Origin of the sequence: Granulicatella sp. HMSC30F09 (assembly GCF_001806915.1) — a bacterium.
Classification (GTDB): Bacteria; Bacillota; Bacilli; order Lactobacillales; family Aerococcaceae; genus Granulicatella; species Granulicatella adiacens.
In genome coordinates, this window is sequence record NZ_KV786434.1 from 532 (window position 1) to 17,147 (window position 16,616).

The 16,616-nt window shown below is 36.7% G+C and carries 17 protein-coding genes; 14 read left to right on the plus strand and 3 right to left on the minus strand.

What is annotated here, in order from left to right; all coding sequences use genetic code 11:
• Positions 1-219: 219 nt before the first annotated feature.
• Positions 220-1,068: a DegV family protein gene (locus HMPREF3103_RS07665; RefSeq protein WP_070438915.1), complete on the minus strand. Its 849-nt coding sequence runs from the start codon at positions 1,066-1,068 to the stop codon at positions 220-222.
• Between the two features lie 141 nt (positions 1,069-1,209).
• On the opposite strand from HMPREF3103_RS07665, the gene truB reads away from it, so the two are divergent.
• The 8 genes from truB (at position 1,210) to HMPREF3103_RS09700 (ending at position 7,092) form a co-directional block, all read left to right on the plus strand.
• Positions 1,210-2,112 carry a tRNA pseudouridine(55) synthase TruB gene (gene truB, locus HMPREF3103_RS07670; RefSeq protein ID WP_070438918.1) on the plus strand — a complete coding sequence of 301 codons (903 nt, stop codon included), beginning with the start codon at positions 1,210-1,212 and terminating at the stop codon, positions 2,110-2,112.
• Between the two features lie 13 nt (positions 2,113-2,125).
• A complete protein-coding gene (gene ribF / locus HMPREF3103_RS07675) occupies positions 2,126-3,076 on the plus strand; it encodes a riboflavin biosynthesis protein RibF (protein ID WP_070438921.1) in 951 nt (316 codons plus the stop codon).
• 6 nt (positions 3,077-3,082) lie between these two features.
• A complete protein-coding gene (locus HMPREF3103_RS07680; protein ID WP_070438924.1) occupies positions 3,083-3,514 on the plus strand; it encodes a GNAT family N-acetyltransferase in 432 nt (143 codons plus the stop codon).
• Positions 3,515-3,523: 9 nt separating this feature from the next.
• Positions 3,524-4,819 (plus strand): adenylosuccinate lyase, encoded by a 1,296-nt coding sequence (gene purB, locus HMPREF3103_RS07685; RefSeq protein WP_049555498.1) that lies wholly within the window; start codon positions 3,524-3,526, stop codon positions 4,817-4,819.
• 84 nt (positions 4,820-4,903) lie between these two features.
• Entirely contained in the window at positions 4,904-5,467 is a 564-nt protein-coding gene (efp, locus tag HMPREF3103_RS07690) for an elongation factor P (RefSeq protein ID WP_005605540.1), read from the plus strand.
• Between the two features lie 64 nt (positions 5,468-5,531).
• Positions 5,532-6,203 carry a glutamate racemase gene (locus HMPREF3103_RS07695; RefSeq protein WP_049555499.1) on the plus strand — a complete coding sequence of 224 codons (672 nt, stop codon included), beginning with the start codon at positions 5,532-5,534 and terminating at the stop codon, positions 6,201-6,203.
• On the plus strand, positions 6,190-6,831 hold the full coding sequence (locus HMPREF3103_RS07700) for a hypothetical protein (protein ID WP_083278770.1): 642 nt from the start codon (positions 6,190-6,192) through the stop codon (positions 6,829-6,831). The genes HMPREF3103_RS07695 and HMPREF3103_RS07700 overlap by 14 nt, the downstream gene beginning before the upstream one ends.
• 132 nt (positions 6,832-6,963) lie before the next feature.
• The gene (locus HMPREF3103_RS09700) at positions 6,964-7,092 is read left to right on the plus strand and encodes a hypothetical protein (RefSeq protein WP_256365585.1); all 129 of its coding nucleotides are present in this window, start codon (positions 6,964-6,966) and stop codon (positions 7,090-7,092) included.
• Here HMPREF3103_RS09700 and HMPREF3103_RS07705 read toward each other — a convergent pair.
• The gene (locus tag HMPREF3103_RS07705) at positions 7,083-7,589 is read right to left on the minus strand and encodes a hypothetical protein (RefSeq protein ID WP_070438927.1); all 507 of its coding nucleotides are present in this window, start codon (positions 7,587-7,589) and stop codon (positions 7,083-7,085) included. The two genes, HMPREF3103_RS09700 and HMPREF3103_RS07705, sit on opposite strands and share 10 nt — an antisense overlap.
• 348 nt (positions 7,590-7,937) lie before the next feature.
• Between HMPREF3103_RS07705 and hrcA the strand changes: the two genes are divergently transcribed.
• From hrcA to dnaJ, 4 genes are all read left to right on the plus strand, one after another.
• Positions 7,938-8,981 (plus strand): heat-inducible transcriptional repressor HrcA, encoded by a 1,044-nt coding sequence (hrcA, locus tag HMPREF3103_RS07710; protein ID WP_083278771.1) that lies wholly within the window; start codon positions 7,938-7,940, stop codon positions 8,979-8,981.
• A gap of 17 nt (positions 8,982-8,998) precedes the next feature.
• Positions 8,999-9,553, plus strand: coding sequence for a nucleotide exchange factor GrpE (gene grpE, locus HMPREF3103_RS07715; RefSeq protein ID WP_148128825.1), 555 nt, complete (start codon positions 8,999-9,001; stop codon positions 9,551-9,553).
• Positions 9,554-9,606: 53 nt separating this feature from the next.
• Entirely contained in the window at positions 9,607-11,442 is a 1,836-nt protein-coding gene (dnaK, locus tag HMPREF3103_RS07720) for a molecular chaperone DnaK (protein WP_070438933.1), read from the plus strand.
• 88 nt (positions 11,443-11,530) lie between these two features.
• A complete protein-coding gene (dnaJ, locus tag HMPREF3103_RS07725; RefSeq protein ID WP_005605523.1) occupies positions 11,531-12,703 on the plus strand; it encodes a molecular chaperone DnaJ in 1,173 nt (390 codons plus the stop codon).
• 45 nt (positions 12,704-12,748) lie between these two features.
• On the opposite strand, the gene HMPREF3103_RS07730 is transcribed toward dnaJ, so the two are convergent.
• Positions 12,749-13,243, minus strand: a complete 495-nt coding sequence (locus tag HMPREF3103_RS07730; protein ID WP_070438936.1) for a cupin domain-containing protein — start codon at positions 13,241-13,243, stop codon at positions 12,749-12,751.
• A gap of 116 nt (positions 13,244-13,359) precedes the next feature.
• Here HMPREF3103_RS07730 and mgtE point away from each other — a divergent pair, with 116 nt between their 5' ends.
• Positions 13,360-14,691: a magnesium transporter gene (gene mgtE, locus HMPREF3103_RS07735; protein WP_049555412.1), complete on the plus strand. Its 1,332-nt coding sequence runs from the start codon at positions 13,360-13,362 to the stop codon at positions 14,689-14,691.
• A gap of 50 nt (positions 14,692-14,741) precedes the next feature.
• Entirely contained in the window at positions 14,742-16,571 is a 1,830-nt protein-coding gene (gene lepA, locus HMPREF3103_RS07740; protein WP_070438939.1) for a translation elongation factor 4, read from the plus strand.
• Positions 16,572-16,616: the final 45 nt, after the last annotated feature.

Below are 16,616 nucleotides of genomic sequence, written 5' to 3' on the forward strand. Positions count from 1 at the left end.
ATTTTCTCTTTTTAAATATCTTCTCTTGAACTCTATCATCCCAAATAATGTTATTATCTTTGATTTGTAGCGTAGCTTCTAGTATATTGTTCATATGGTCATCATCCTTTTGTTTTAGGTTTAGGCGCTTTTAATATAATGGATGTTGGCCTTTTTGTATACACTAAAATAGGGTTGGTGGAAAAATTCCATCAACCCTAAAAATTATAGAACCATTTTTTATTTATTTTCTAAGTAAGTAATCGCCATTGCATCAACGCCTGTGTGGCTCATGATGATTGGTGAAGTTGTTACAATTGTGAGTGGCACATCAGGGAATAGTTCACGTATGCGTGCGATATTTCCTTCGTTAAATTCACTTAAACCAGCATGCATAATTCCGATTTCTTGAATACCACTTGGTACAGCCTTCATTTCTTCGAAGATTTCTTCGTATTTTTTTTGAAGGGATTTTAAACCTCGACCTTTTTGAATAATCTCAATTTTTCCGTGGATGACCTGCAGGAATAATTTAATATTAAGTAAATTTGAGAACATCCCCATTAATTGGCTAATTCGGCCACCTTTAATTAAGTTGTCTAAGTTTACTACGGTTAAATAAAGAGTAGTGCGTTTCTTGGCTTCTTCAACAATTTCAAGGATTTCTTCTATTGATTTTCCTTCTTGAGCGGCTTTGGCGGCCTCTTTAACAATCATCCCCATAGATCTGGAAGTGAAGTCTGAATCCACTACAGTGACATTCGTTTCGGTGATATCAGCTGCCTGGCGAGCGGCATCTACAGTACCACTAATTGAACGCATCATTTGAATTGAAATAACAGAATCGCCATTTTTTCCAAGTTCGTCATATACTTCTACGAAACGACCGATAGATGGTTGAGCTGTTTTTGGAAGCTCGCTACTTGCAATCATTTTTTGTTTAAATTCTTCTTTTGTAATAGTAACTCCATCGATATAGTTTTCGTCATCGATTGAGATATTCATTGGAACGATAGAGATTTCAAATTGTTTAACTTCTTCTTCAGTTAAGTCTGCTGTTGAGTCCGTTACAATATATACTCTTGACATTAAAGTCACTCCTATCAAATAAGTTTACCCATCTATAATACCATAATTTTCGCCTAAAAAGCTATATTCATAATCTATGTGGAAAAGTGCGAATTATGATACAATAGGTTAGCAAATGTAAAGCGTGAAAGGATGAATGGGATGGACGGAATCCTTCCGTTATGGAAAGAGAAAGGCATGACGTCGTTTGACTGTGTCTATAAAGTTAGAAAAATATTGAAAACGAAAAAAGTTGGTCATTCTGGTACTCTTGATCCTGAGGTGGATGGCGTCTTACCAATTTGTATCGGTAAAGCGACTAAAGTTGTGGAGAACCTTCATGAAGCCAACAAAGTCTATCAAGGTGAGATTACATTAGGGTTTTCTACCGAAACAGAGGATGCTCATGGAAAAGTTGTGTCAACAACACCTATCGAAACGCCGTTTTCAGTTCAAGAGATTGATGAAAAAATGCAAGGCTTTATTGGAGAAATTACTCAAATTCCTCCTATGTATTCTGCAGTTAAAGTGAATGGGAAACGTCTGTATGAATACGCAAGAGCCGGAGAAGCAGTGGAACGACCTTCTCGAAAAGCTACACTATACGACTTCAAACGGATTTCAGAGCCAGTGTATAATGAAGATAGGAAGACACAATCATGGAAGTTTGAGGTGAGCTGTAGTAAAGGGACTTACGTTCGAACACTTTCTGTTGATTTAGGAAAATCATTGGGTGTTGAGGCGCATATGTCGCAATTAACCCGTGTAAAAAGCGGACCTTTCCATGCAGATGATTGCATTACATTAGAGCAGCTAAATGAACTTGTAGTAAACGATAAAGTTCAAGAAGTACTAAAGCCAGTAGATATTGTATTCGATGAATATCCTCGAATGATTTTAACAGAGGACGAATTCGTTCGTTTTAAAAATGGTGCCCTTTTAACGCAAGATGAGTTTCCACAAATTGTTTCACCGACTGCTTGTTATTATGGAGACCAACTCATAGCAATTTATGGTCCTCATCCAGTCAAAAAAGGCTTATTAAAACCAATAAAAATGTTTTAGAAAGGAGAGAAGAATGCAAACTATTGAGTTAACACACCCTTACAAAAAAGAGTATATTGTTCAAGAGCCGATTGTCCTCGCTTTAGGATTTTTTGATGGAATTCATCTAGGACATAAAGAAGTGATTACAACAGCAAAAAAAGTCGCAGAGGAACGCGGTTTTAAAGTAGCAGTGATGTCTTTTAACCAGCATCCATCTGTTATTTTCCAAAATGTAGATCCTGATAGCATTCAATATGTATCTCCTCTAGAACGCAAGAAAGAACTATTAAAAGAACTTGGTGTCGATATTTTCTATTTGGTTGATTTTACAAAGGAATTTGGAGCCCTTTCACCACAAGAATTTGTAGATCAATATATTGTCGGTTTAAACGCAAAAGTTGTTCTTGCGGGATTTGACTATACTTATGGTAAACGAGATGTTGCAAATATGGAATTGTTACCAAAGTATGCTTCTAATCGCTTTGAGATTATCACGATTGATGAGCAAAAAAATGCGAGTGGAAAGATTAGTTCTACAGCTGTACGAGACTTATTGCTACAAGGCGACATTGAAGAAGCAAATGAACTATTAGGCTATGATTACATTATGGACGGTGTTGTCGTTCATGGCTTTGGCCGTGGTAGTAAAATGCTGGGATTCCCAACGGCCAATATCGAAGTTTCTAACGATACTTTCCTCCTTAAAAACGGGGTATATGTCGTTGAAATGTTTGTGGAAGGTAAGTGGATTCCTGGTATGGCGTCTATCGGAATCAATCCAACCTTTGATGATGTTCATAAAGTAACGATTGAAGTGAATTTGCTCGATTTTGATAAAGATATTTATCACCTTCCAGTTCGCGTGAAATGGTTAAAATACTTAAGACCAGAATTGAAATTTGAAGGAATCGATGCGTTAATAGCTCAATTAAAGAAAGATGAACAAGATACAAGAAATTATTTCAAGACAAAGAGAGGTTGATTCTCGATGTGGTATTTAAAAAACTATGATGAACTAACGAAGGAAGAGATTGTTGCGATTTACAAAGCAAGGATCGAAATCTTTATTGTCGGACAAGATTTGAATTATCAAGAAATTGACGATACAGATAAAAAATCATGGCATCTATTTGAGATGAATGATGATAGAGAAGTGATTTCCTATTTAAGAATAATTCCAGAAAGGGATAAGGTGCGACTTGGTAGAGTGTTGATAGACAATCGATACCAAGGACAAGGAAAAGGTCGTGCGTTGTTAGAGCGCGCTAAAGAAGTTTGTAAAGAGTGGTTTGTAGATACCGTGATTGAAGTTCATGCACAAGCACACCTTCAAAACCTATATGAATCACTTGGGTTTGAAGTTGTTTCAGAACCGTATGATATTGTTGGAATCAAACATGTTACTATGGAATTGTATTAGGAGGAAATCATGATTACACGTTATACACGTCCAGAAATGGCAAAAATTTGGTCTGATGAAAATCGTTATAATTGTTGGCTAGAAGTTGAAATCTTAGCTGCTGAAGCCTGGGCACAACTTGGAGAAATTCCAAAAGAAGATGTTGAAAAAATTCGTAAAAACGCGAAATTCACAGTTGAACGTATTTTAGAAATCGAAGAAGAGACAAGACATGATGTCGTTGCTTTTACAAGATGTGTCTCTGAAAGTCTTGGAGAAGAAAAGAAATGGGTTCACTATGGATTAACCAGTACAGACGTAGTCGATACAGCTTATGGGTACCAATTAAAACAAGCCAACGATATTTTACGAAAGGACTTAGCGGACTTCCTAGACATCATTAAAGAAAAAGCACTAACTTATAAAGATACAGTTTGCATGGGAAGAACGCATGGAGTTCACGCTGAACCAACAACTTTCGGCTTGAAACTAGCCTTATGGTATTCAGAAATGAAACGCAATATCGAACGTTTCGAACGTGCTGCAAAAGGGGTTGAAGCGGGTAAGATTAGTGGCGCCGTGGGGACATTTGCGAATATTCCGCCAGAAGTGGAAGCATATGTTTGCGCAAAACTTGGAATTCGTCCTCAAGAAATCTCGACACAGATCTTACCTCGTGACTTGCATGCGGATTACATTTCTACTATTGCATTAATTGCGACAAGTATCGAAAAATTTGCGACAGAAATCCGTGGACTACAAAAATCTGAAACACGTGAAGTAGAAGAGTTCTTTGCAAAAGGGCAAAAAGGATCTTCAGCAATGCCACATAAACGCAATCCAATCGGATCTGAGAATATGGCGGGACTTGCTCGTGTGATCAGAGGACATATGGTCACAGCCTATGAGAACGTGAACTTATGGCATGAACGTGATATTTCACATTCTTCAGCTGAACGTATTATTATTCCAGATAGCACAATTCTACTCAATTATATGCTTCGTCGTTTCGGTAATATCGTTAAGAACTTGACGGTGTTCCCAGAAAACATGTTACGCAATATGGATGCGACTTTCGGACTTATTTACAGTCAACGGGTGTTATTGAAACTTATCGACAAAGGAATGAGCCGTGAAAAAGCGTATGATTTAGTACAGCCGTGCACGGCAAAAGCATGGGATGAAAAGTTAGCTTTCCGTTCTGTTTTAGAAAACCAACCAGAAATTATGTCGACACTTTCAAAAGAAGAGATCGATGATGCATTTGATTATCATTACCATATTAAAAATGTAGATTTAATTTTCAAAAGAGTTGGTATTTTATAAAATTCAAATTATACTGAATATAGTGCATTTTCAATGAAAATGTGGTATAAATAGAAAGTAAAATTTAACAAAAGGAGTCAGAAAATGATTAACGTAAGTGATTTAAAAGCTGGAATGACATTCATTCTTGATGGAAAATTAATTAAAGTGTTGGAAATCAGCCACCACAAACCAGGTAAAGGGAACACTGTAATGCGTATGAAAATCCGTGACGTTCGTAACGGTTCAACAGTAGATACAACAATGCGTCCTGATGAAAAAGTAGAACGTGCACACATCGATACAAAAGATGTTCAATACTTATACAGCCAAGATGGCGTTGGAGTATTCATGGACTTAGAAACATACGAACAATACGAAATTCCTGAAGAAACAATCGAACAAGAATTAAAATACATCCTAGAAAACATGGAAGTTAAAATCCAATTCTACGGTTCAGAAGTAATTGGGGTTTCATTACCATCAACAGTTGTACTGCAAGTTACTGAAACTCAACCATCAATTAAAGGTGCTACAGTTACAGGTTCTGGTAAACCAGCAACAATGGAAACAGGTTTAGTAGTTAACGTTCCAGACTTCATTGAAGCAGGAGAATACTTAGAAGTTAACACTGCAGAAGGTACATACGTACGTCGTGCAACTAAATAATGATTTATTGAATCAAGGATGAGCCTAGCGTTCATCCTTGTTTTTTTATAAAGGAGAAATGTGTATGCGGATTGCTGTGATGGCAGGAACACCTATGGACACGAAGTTAGGCGTTGATTTATTGATGGAAAATGGCTTTACTCAAACGATTTCTGTTCCGATTTCTAAAAATCCAGTCGAACAAACGACTTTTCAAGCGTTAGAAGACGAAGAAAGAGAACAATATATTAGAAATGTGATTAACGGGCTGAAAAACGATATTGACGCCGTTTTTGTATACTGTAACTCACTAAGTTCAGTTGTGAATTTCGATTCATTGCAAGAAGAATATAGACTTCCTATGATTACTCCGATGCAAATGTATCGAACACTTGGGGTAGAACATGATTATTTAGCTGTAATGGCAGCTAATTCTCATGGATTAACTGGGGTCGAAAACAATCTATATATTGCTAATCCTAATCTTAAGGTGTTTGGTGTGACGATGCTAGAACTGGTTAAAGCGATCGAAACTGGAAAACCAGAAGAGGAGATTATTAAACAATTCGATTTTCAAAGTTTATTCCACTATTTTGAAAGTACAGAGATTGAAGCAGTCGTACTAGGATGTACGCATTTTCCATATGTAAAGACAGAATTAGAGCAACTCTCGAATATTCCAATTATAGATGTGGGTGTCTATATGATCGACCGCTTGAAGAGCCATATTCAGGAGGAAAATCATGATTTCAATTGAAAAGATGAGTTATTTCTTTCGGTATGACAAAGTTAAATATAAAAATCCAGTAAAATTTCCAGAAATTGCAGAAGAAATGGAACTGTTGAAGAAGGCTGGGCAAGATGCAAGACAGGAATTCACGAAGTTAACAGAAGCGTTTCAGAAGAACTTTAAGTCATTTCGCATGGACCGAGTTAGTCAATGGATGAATCAAGCCCAAGTGGCAAGACCCGCTTTTTGGAGATACTTTATCGAAGAGGGGCAAGATGAAGGAAATCCATCCTTTGCATTACGGTTGTTTTATATTGACGATAAATTGGGCGTATATGTAGAATTGAGTTTTATTGAACGTAAAATGAACGAACGCTCTCTGATGTTACAAAACAAAGTGTTGGAATGTGAACCTAATCGTAACATTTTATACGTAGCATCTGATTTTCAAAAGAATGCGACAGCTTATGAAGGAAACGTATCTAATAGAGATGAATTAATAAGAGCTATTAAAGAAGGAGAGGTCCGTAAAGTTATTTTAAGAAGACCGGTGTTTCTTGAAAAGAACAAAGACGGAATTGAAGAAGAACTTGCGGACGCATTGAACGAATTAATTCCGTTTTATGAAACCATTTATATGAATGAAGTAAATTAAAAGAGGTAGATTTAAAATCTACCTCTTTTTGAATTAAATTTTTATGTTGCAGAAGGAGTTCCTGGTTTTATCGTTACTTCTTCTTCTGATTCCGTTTGTTCTCCCTCAGTTGTTTCTTCTGTAGTTTCCTCAGTGGTTGGAACTTCAGTAGTAGGTGTCCCTGTTGTAGGTGTTTCAGTTGTTGTTACTTTAGTTGTTCCACTTTCTGTAGTGACTGTTGTTGTTGTTTCATCACCTTTAACAATGATATATCAAACATAATCATAACAATCAATTTCATCTACAGAAATTTCTTCTAATTGTGAAATAAAGACTACTTTAGTTTCACCGTTTAAGATTACTTGAGAAGCGTCTACAGATCCAACAAGGATGCTACCAGCTCCAATTACAAATAAAATAGTAACTAACTTTTTTCCTTTATTTGATTTTAATAAAGCATAGGCTGCGCCTAAGACGAGGATTCCTGCACCAAGTGTCACTAAACCTGTTGATGTCCTAGTGTTTGGAAGAGAAGGTTTATTAACAAAGCATCCTACTTTTTTGTAAATTAATTTTACAGAAGTAGTAGAGTTAACGACTCCTGTTGGTTTCCCAGAAATAATTAATTCTTTTTCAGAATTAGAAAGTGAGGCAATATCAACATTCGTGTTGTTCACTTTAGTCGTACTATCTGCATATGCAGAAGTAAAATTAGAAGCGAAAATTGCTGTTAAAAAAGCTAAAGAAATTAGGGCTACTAATTTTTTGAATAATTTCATAATTGATCCTTTCCTTTTATTTATGAAAATATAATGGAAATGCTGAAAATTTGCAAAGAAATATGAAATTATTGTTTTTCCTTTTAAAGGAAATTATGACATCATATTTTTGTTTGACGTTTGACGTTCATATTGACAAAAATTTTTTCGAAAGAATCTTAATTACAAGTCACATAAGGTGCTAAAATCGTTGATGTTATAAGCGTTATACATCTGCGGAACTAGAAAATAATAAACTGAAAATCAGTCTAAAGTCCTAGTGTTTTCATGTTGACTTAATTTGACCAATGTGTTAAATTATAAATGTGGTTAGCACTCGTCTTAGTCAAGTGCTAAAGAGAGGTGACTATGATGTTAACCAATAGACAATTGCTAATCTTACAATTAATCATACAATTATATACGGAAACTTTGGAGCCGGTCGGGTCGAAGAAGTTGATGGAAGTTGCAGAATTACCATTTAGTTCAGCGACGATTCGTAACGAGATGATGAAGCTTGAAGAGTTGGGATATCTTGAAAAGAACCATACTTCTTCTGGGCGAGTTCCTTCTAATAAAGGATATCGTTACTACATCGACAATATTCTACCAAGACAAAAGCAACCTGTTTCTTTGAGCGTTCGAAATCAAATTCGTGAAGTTTTCCAACAGTCAACATTAGAGATTCAAGATGTATTTCGTTTATCTGCTGACATACTAGCAACATTAACGAACTACACCGCAATTTCTTTTGGACCGGAAGTGAAAACTGCCACGTTATCGGGATTTAGACTTGTTCGCCTAAACCCAAATCAAGTGATGGCAATCGTTGTTATCAGTAATGGTTTGGTAGAAAATAAAGTCTATACAATTCCGGGAGCTATTGACGATAGTGATTTAGAAAAAGTGGTTCGCATCATAAATGATGAATTAATTGGAGTGCCGCTAGATATCGTTGCTAAACGATTAAAGACGGATCTTCCAATCCTTATGAATCGCTACATGAATTCACAAATTCAAATCGTCAAAGTAATTCAAGAAATGATGAATCGTTTCGAGAATGATCGAATGCATGTTGCAGGAAGAAGATATTTGTTAAATTACTTTGATCATCACGCTAATGTGGATCAACTCAAAGGTATTTATCAATTGATGGATGATCAGTCTAAGTTACATCAACTAGTAACCAATGATTATCAAGATATTCAAATTAGGCTCGGCTCAGAAATGGATCATCCGTTACTTGGTGACTTTAGTTTGGTAACTGCTAGTTACGAAACTCCAAACCAAGATAAAGGACTGATTGCTCTTCTTGGGCCAAAGAATATGCCGTATTCGAATGTATTATCAATTGTAAAAGGACTCAGGGAAGAGTTAGCAACCACGATAGAAGATTATTATCGTAACTTATAGAGTAAGGAGATGAAATCTTGGAAACAAATGAACAAAACACTAAAGAAGAATTAAAAGAAGAAAAAATTGTTGCAGATGAAACTCCTCAAGAAGAAGTTACTGAAGAAACCACAACAGAACTTTCGAATGAAGAGAAATTACAACAAGAAGTTGAAAGATTAAACGATCAAGTGTATCGACTTTCTGCTGAAATCTCAAACATTCAAAAAAGAAATGCTAAAGAAAGACAAGATGCTGCAAAATATCGCAGTCAAAGTCTAGCGCAAAACTTATTAAATGTGATTGATAATCTTGAGAGAGCCATTGCTTCTCCAAGTGAATCAGAAGATGCTCAAAACCTTAAAAAAGGAATTGAGATGGTGTATGAAAGTTTTCTTTATGCACTAAAAGAAGAAGGTATTGAAGAAATTGATGCATTAGATCAACCTTTTGATCCAACATTGCATCACGCTGTTCAGACTGTTCCTGTTGAAGAAGGTCAAGAAGCAGATAAAGTAGTGCAAGTGTTTCAAAAAGGTTATAAATTAAAAGATCGAGTATTACGACCAGCGATGGTCATCGTCTCACAATAAGAAGACGAATCTTAAAATAAATAATAAATTTCATTAATAGGAGTGAATTAAATATGAGTAAAATTATTGGTATTGACTTAGGAACAACAAACTCAGCAGTAGCTGTTTTAGAAGGTAACGAAGCAAAAATTATTGCTAACCCAGAAGGAAACCGTACAACACCATCTGTTGTAGCGTTCAAAAATGGAGAAATTCAAGTAGGTGAAGTTGCAAAACGTCAAGCTGTAACAAACCCAAATACAATTTCATCAATTAAACGTCACATGGGTGAAGCTGGTTATAAGGTAGAAATTGAAGGTAAATCTTATACGCCTCAAGAAATCTCAGCGATGATTCTACAATACTTAAAAGGATATGCTGAAGAATATCTTGGAGAAAAAGTTGAAAAAGCGGTTATTACAGTACCTGCATACTTCAACGACGCTCAACGTCAAGCAACAAAAGACGCAGGTCGTATCGCTGGTTTAGAAGTGGAACGTATCGTTAATGAACCAACTGCAGCAGCTCTTGCATATGGTCTTGATAAAGTGGACCACGAAGAAAAAATCTTAGTATTTGACCTTGGTGGTGGTACATTTGACGTATCTATCCTTGAATTAGGGGACGGCGTATTCGACGTATTATCAACAGCTGGTGACAACCATCTAGGTGGGGATGACTTCGACCAAAAAATCATTGATTTCTTAGTGGAAGAATTCCAACGTGATAACGGTATTGATCTATCAAGCGATAAAATGGCAATGCAACGTTTGAAAGATGCTGCTGAAAAAGCTAAAAAAGACTTATCAGGTGTCTCTCAAACACAAATCAGCTTACCATTTATCTCTGCTGGTGCAGCTGGCCCATTACACTTAGAAGTAACATTAACTCGTGCTAAATTTGATCAATTAACTCAAGATTTAGTAGAACGTACAAAAGAACCAGTACGTCGTGCTTTATCTGACGCAGGTTTATCAGCTTCTGATATCGACCAAGTATTATTAGTTGGGGGATCAACTCGTATTCCAGCAGTTGTTGAAGCAGTACGTAAAGAAACTGGTAAAGAACCTAACAAATCAGTAAACCCAGACGAAGTAGTAGCGATGGGTGCAGCAATCCAAGGTGGGGTTATCTCTGGTGATGTGAAAGACATCGTATTATTAGACGTAACACCTTTATCACTTGGTATTGAAACAATGGGTGGCGTGTTCACTAAATTAATCGATCGTAACACTACAATCCCAACAAGCAAATCACAAGTATTCTCAACAGCTGCGGATAACCAACCAGCAGTAGACGTACACGTATTACAAGGTGAACGTCCAATGGCAGCGGATAACAAGACTTTAGGCCGCTTCCAATTAACAGATATTCCTGCTGCTCCTCGTGGTGTGCCTCAAATCGAAGTAACATTCGATATCGATAAAAACGGTATTGTAAATGTACGTGCGAAAGATTTAGGTACTGGTAAAGAACAAGCAATTACAATTAAATCTTCTTCAGGTTTATCAGATGAAGAAATCGAACGTATGGTAAAAGATGCAGAAGCAAATGCTGAAGCAGATAAAAAACGTAAAGAAGAAGTAGATTTACGTAACGAAGTTGACCAATTAATCTTCACTGTTGATAAAACATTGAAAGAATTAGAAGGTAAAGTAGATGCTAGCGACGTTCAAAAAGCTGAAGCAGCTCGTGACGAATTAAAAGCAGCTGTAGAAGCAAACGACTTAGAAGCTATGAAAGTGAAACGTGATGCTTTAAATGAAGTAGTACAAAACTTAACTGTTAAACTTTATGAACAAGCAGCTGCAGCTCAACAAGCTTCTGGTGCTTCTCAAGAAGGAACAACTGAACAATCATCTTCAAATAACGATGGGGTTGTGGATGCTGACTTCGAAGAAGTAGACTAATATTTGCTAAAATGATAGGGTGTAAGACTACTTAGTGGTCTTACGCCCATATCCTTTGTAAACTAAGAAAGAAAAGGAGGGGCAATTAGTGGCCAAAAGAGATTTATATGAAATTTTAGGCGTATCCAAAGATGCCTCTGAAGCAGATATTAAGAAAGCTTATCGGAAATTATCTAAAAAATACCATCCAGATATTAATAAAGAACCTGGAGCGGATGAGAAATTCAAAGAAATCGCTGAAGCTTACGAGATTTTAGGTGACGCACAAAAACGTGCAGCTTATGATCAATACGGACACGCTTCTTACGATCCAAATTCTGGATTTAGTGGTGGCGGATTCGGTGGTGGATTTGATGGGTTCGGAGGATTTGGCGGTAATGGAAACTTTACTGGCGGATTCGAAGATATCTTTAGTAGTTTCTTCGGTGGCGGAGGCAGTCGTGCGGATCGTGCTAACATGCCACGTCAAGGGGCTGACCTTCAGTATGTCATGGATTTAACATTTGAAGAAGCTATCTTTGGTAAGGAAGAAACGATTCATTACCACCGTAGTGACGAATGTCAAACGTGTCATGGCACTGGTGCAAAACCTGGAACGCATCCAACGACTTGTTCTAAATGTCATGGTTCAGGTGTGATTAATGTTGAAAGAAATACACCATTCGGTCGTATGATGAGTCAAACAACCTGTGATGTGTGTCATGGTACAGGACAAGAAATCAAAGAAAAATGTCCAACCTGTCACGGTCATGGTCAAGTAGATGAAACACATAAAGTCAAAGTGAAAGTTCCTGCAGGTGTTGAAGATGGAAATCAAATGCGCCTTCAAGGACAAGGGGAAGTAGGTTTCAATGGTGGCCCTTATGGTGACCTTTATGTCATCTTCCGAGTTGCTCAAAGTAAGACATTCAAACGTCAAGGAGCGGATATTTATTATCAACTTCATGTAAATTTTGCTCAAGCGGCTCTTGGAGATGAAGTAGACGTACCAACTGTTCACGGTAAAGTGAAATTAAAAGTTCCTGCTGGGACACAATCAGGAACGATTTTACGACTACGTGGTAAAGGAGCTCCTAAACTTCGTGGGACAGGAAACGGTGACCAACATGTGGAAGTCATCGTAGACACTCCTAAGAAACTGACAGATAAGCAAAGACAAGCTTTACAAGTATTTGCTAATGAGGAAGGAACGCAACTTCATAATGGCGAAGAAAACTTCTTCGACAAAATGAAGAACGCATTTAAGGATACATTTGAATAAATGAAAAAGAACTTAGCAACGAGTATGCTAAGTTCTTTTTTTTGCTTATTTTGAAACGACAGAAAGACGACGAATGATCTCTTCGTGCTCCGGATACTTTTCTAATAATTCATCTTGGGTATAGAGTATAAAATCTTCGTATTCAAAACCAGGTGTAACGCTGCAACTCACAATCGCAAAATCTTCTTCGTTCTCCGATTCAATGGTAGATCCAAAGACGACTCCTGCAGGAACGGTGAATTGAAGTTTTTGACCTTCTCCTGGTCCGATTTCTACAGCTTCGTAAGTACCATTAGGATGAATCATATGTACGGTAAGGGCGTGTCCAAAATGATAGTACCAAATTTCATCAGATGAGAGGAGATGGAAGTGGGATGGGTTTTGGTTCGTTAATAAAAATAAGATAGAGGTAGAAAGAGACCGGATGCGTCCCTCAGGCAGTTCTACAGTTTCAATAGCTTTATACGTTTGTCTAAAATAGCCACCTTCTACATGTGGTTCTAAGGCTAATTCTTCAATCCATTCTTCTTTCGTTTTCATAAGAGACCTCCTAAGTTATTTTCTTATATTATAGCGTAACTTTTTCTGCTTGTGAATTGTTGATAGAATGGTAATTATGCTATACTGGTACTATTGGAAAAGGAAGGAGAAGAGTCATGAAAGATAATATTGCACTTATTGTTTCGAATAAAGATGTCAAGAAAATAAGAGAGCTTTTTAATGAGAATTATCCGATTGATATCGCTTTAGCGTTAGAAGAAGTTGACGATGACGTTCTAAAGAATTTCATGTTCTCTATCTCGAATACAAGACTTGCTTCGATTTTAGAAGTTGCTGAACCTGAATTCCAATTACGAATGCTTGAGAAATTACCATTTAGACGTGTAATTTTACTGTTCCAGCAAATGTCAAATGATGATGTCGTGGATATTTTAGGGAATTTACCAGTGGGAATACGTAAGCGTTATATCAAAATGATGAAGCAAAGTTCTCAAGATGATATTCAAACGATGTTAAATTACGCTCCGGATACTGCCGGGGGGATTATGACAACGGAGTACATTACGGTAAAAGAACACTTAACCGTAGAAGAAACTCTTTCTAAACTAAGAGAGATTTCTCCAAACTCAGAAATTATCAATATTATTTTTGTAACGAGTTTACAACGGAAATTAATTGGTTGGATTGATATTCGTGATTTATTCACGCATGATTTAGATGAGAGTTTACACGATGTGATGCATACGAATATTATTTCCGTCTTACCAGAAGAAGACCAAGAAGAAGTGGCCCGTATTTCTACTAAGTATGACTTATCTGTCGTGCCAGTAGTCAATAAGCAAAATGTGTTACTTGGGATCATCACAATCGATGATATCGTTCACGTCTTACAAGAAGAGCACCACGAAGATATGTTATTAATTAGTGGGGTTGAAGGAACAGAACGAATCGGTGGACCTTTTAAAGAATCGATTCAAAAACGGACCCCTTGGCTGTTAATCAACTTAATTACAGCCTTTATGGCAAGTGCGGTTGTTGGATTATTCCAAGACACGATTGAGCAAGTTGTTGTTCTAGCGGTTGCCATGCCAATTATTACAGGAATGGGTGGGAATTCAGCTTCTCAAACATTAGCACTGGTTATTCAAGAGGTTGCAATTGGTCAACTAACTTGGGAAAAAGATAAAAAGTATGTATTAAATGAAATCTGGCTTGGATTAGTGAATGGGATTATTACAGGGATTTTTGCAGCGATTGCACTCTACATCCCATATCAAAACTTTTTCTTATCGATTATCGTCATTTTAGCAATGGCAATGAACTTAATGGTAGGAGCATTCTTCGGCTTCTTTGTACCTTTATTCTTAAAGAAACTGAATTTAGACCCAGCCATTTCATCAACGATTTTTGTAACAACAGCTACAGACGTATTAGGATTCTTTATCTTCTTATACTTAGCTGAATTGTTCTTGCCATTATTAATGTAGTTTGATAGAATTATTTGAATTTTATTGTAGTAGTGATTAAGGAGTTATTCATGAATTTAGAACAAATGAAAGAAAGACAAAAGCGTATTCGAAACTTTTCGATTATCGCTCATATTGACCACGGAAAGTCTACATTGGCCGATCGTATCTTACAAGCAACTGATACTGTTGCTGACCGTGAGATGCAAGACCAATTATTAGACTCGATGGATCTTGAAAGAGAACGTGGCATTACCATTAAATTAAATGCTGTGGAATTAACATATGATGCTAAAGATGGCATAGAGTATATTTTCCACTTAATCGATACACCTGGGCATGTGGACTTCACATACGAAGTTTCACGTAGTTTAGCAGCCTGTGAAGGGGCCATTCTTGTAGTGGATGCTGCTCAAGGGATTGAAGCGCAAACTTTGGCGAATGTGTATTTAGCAATTGATAATGATTTAGAAATCATTCCTGTTATTAATAAAATCGATCTTCCTGCGGCGGACCCAGAAAGAGTGCGAACAGAAATTGAAGATGTTATTGGCATTGATGCTAGTGAGGCAGTTCTGGCTAGTGCTAAAGTTGGAATTGGTATTCCAGAAATTTTGGAACAGATTGTAGAAAAAATACCTGCGCCTACTGGAGATATTGAAGCACCGTTACAAGCGTTGATTTTCGACTCTGTCTATGATGCGTATCGCGGGGTTGTACTAAATGTCCGTATTCAAAACGGGATTGTAAAACCTGGCGATAAAATTCAATTGATGAGTAATGGGAAGACATTTGATGTAGTGGATGTTGGAATCTTCTCACCAAAACCAATCAGTCGTGATTACTTAATGGTTGGAGATGTGGGCTATATTACTGCATCTATCAAAACGATTCAAGATACTCGTGTAGGGGATACGGTTACTTTAGCGAATAACCCTGCTAGTGAACCTTTAGACGGATACCGTAAAATGAATCCGATGGTGTACTGTGGTTTATATCCAATTGATTCATCAAAATATAATGATTTACGTGATGCTTTAGAAAAATTACAATTAAATGATGCTGCGCTCCAGTTTGAGGCAGAAACTTCTCAGGCTCTTGGATTTGGTTTCCGTTGTGGATTCTTAGGATTACTTCATATGGATGTTATTCAAGAACGCTTAGAGCGCGAATTTGATTTAGACTTAATTACAACAGCACCATCTGTTATTTATCATGTACAAAAGACTGATGGTACAGAAGTGGTAGTTTCAAACCCAGCTGAAATGCCAGACCAATCAAGTGTGCAATCCATTGAAGAACCTTACGTAAAAGCATCTATTATGGTGCCAAACGAATATGTGGGAAGCGTAATGGATATTTGTCAACGTAAGCGTGGTGTTTTTGTAACCATGGATTATTTAGATGAATATCGTGTGAATGTGATATACGAAATGCCACTTTCTGAGATTATCTTTGATTTCTTTGATTCGTTAAAATCAAGTACTAAAGGATACGCATCATTGGATTATGATTTAATTGGTTATAGACCAAGTAATTTAGTGAAGATGGACATCATGTTAAATGGTGAAGTAGTGGATGCTTTAAGTATTATTGTTCATAAAGACTTTGCTTATGGACGTGGTAAAGCTATCACAGAAAAATTAAGAACTTTAATTCCACGTCAGCAATTTGAAGTTCCTATTCAAGCTGCTATTGGAAATAAGATTCTATCTCGTACAAATATTAAAGCTCTTCGTAAAAACGTGCTTGCAAAATGTTATGGAGGAGACGTTTCTCGTAAACGTAAATTATTAGAGAAACAAAAAGAAGGGAAGAAACGTATGAAACAAGTGGGGTCTGTTGAAGTTCCACAAGAAGCTTTCATGTCGGTTCTAAACTTAAACGAAGAAGAAAAATAATGAGTTGTAAAAAGGCGTTCAGTGCGCCTTTTTACTTTGAATTTG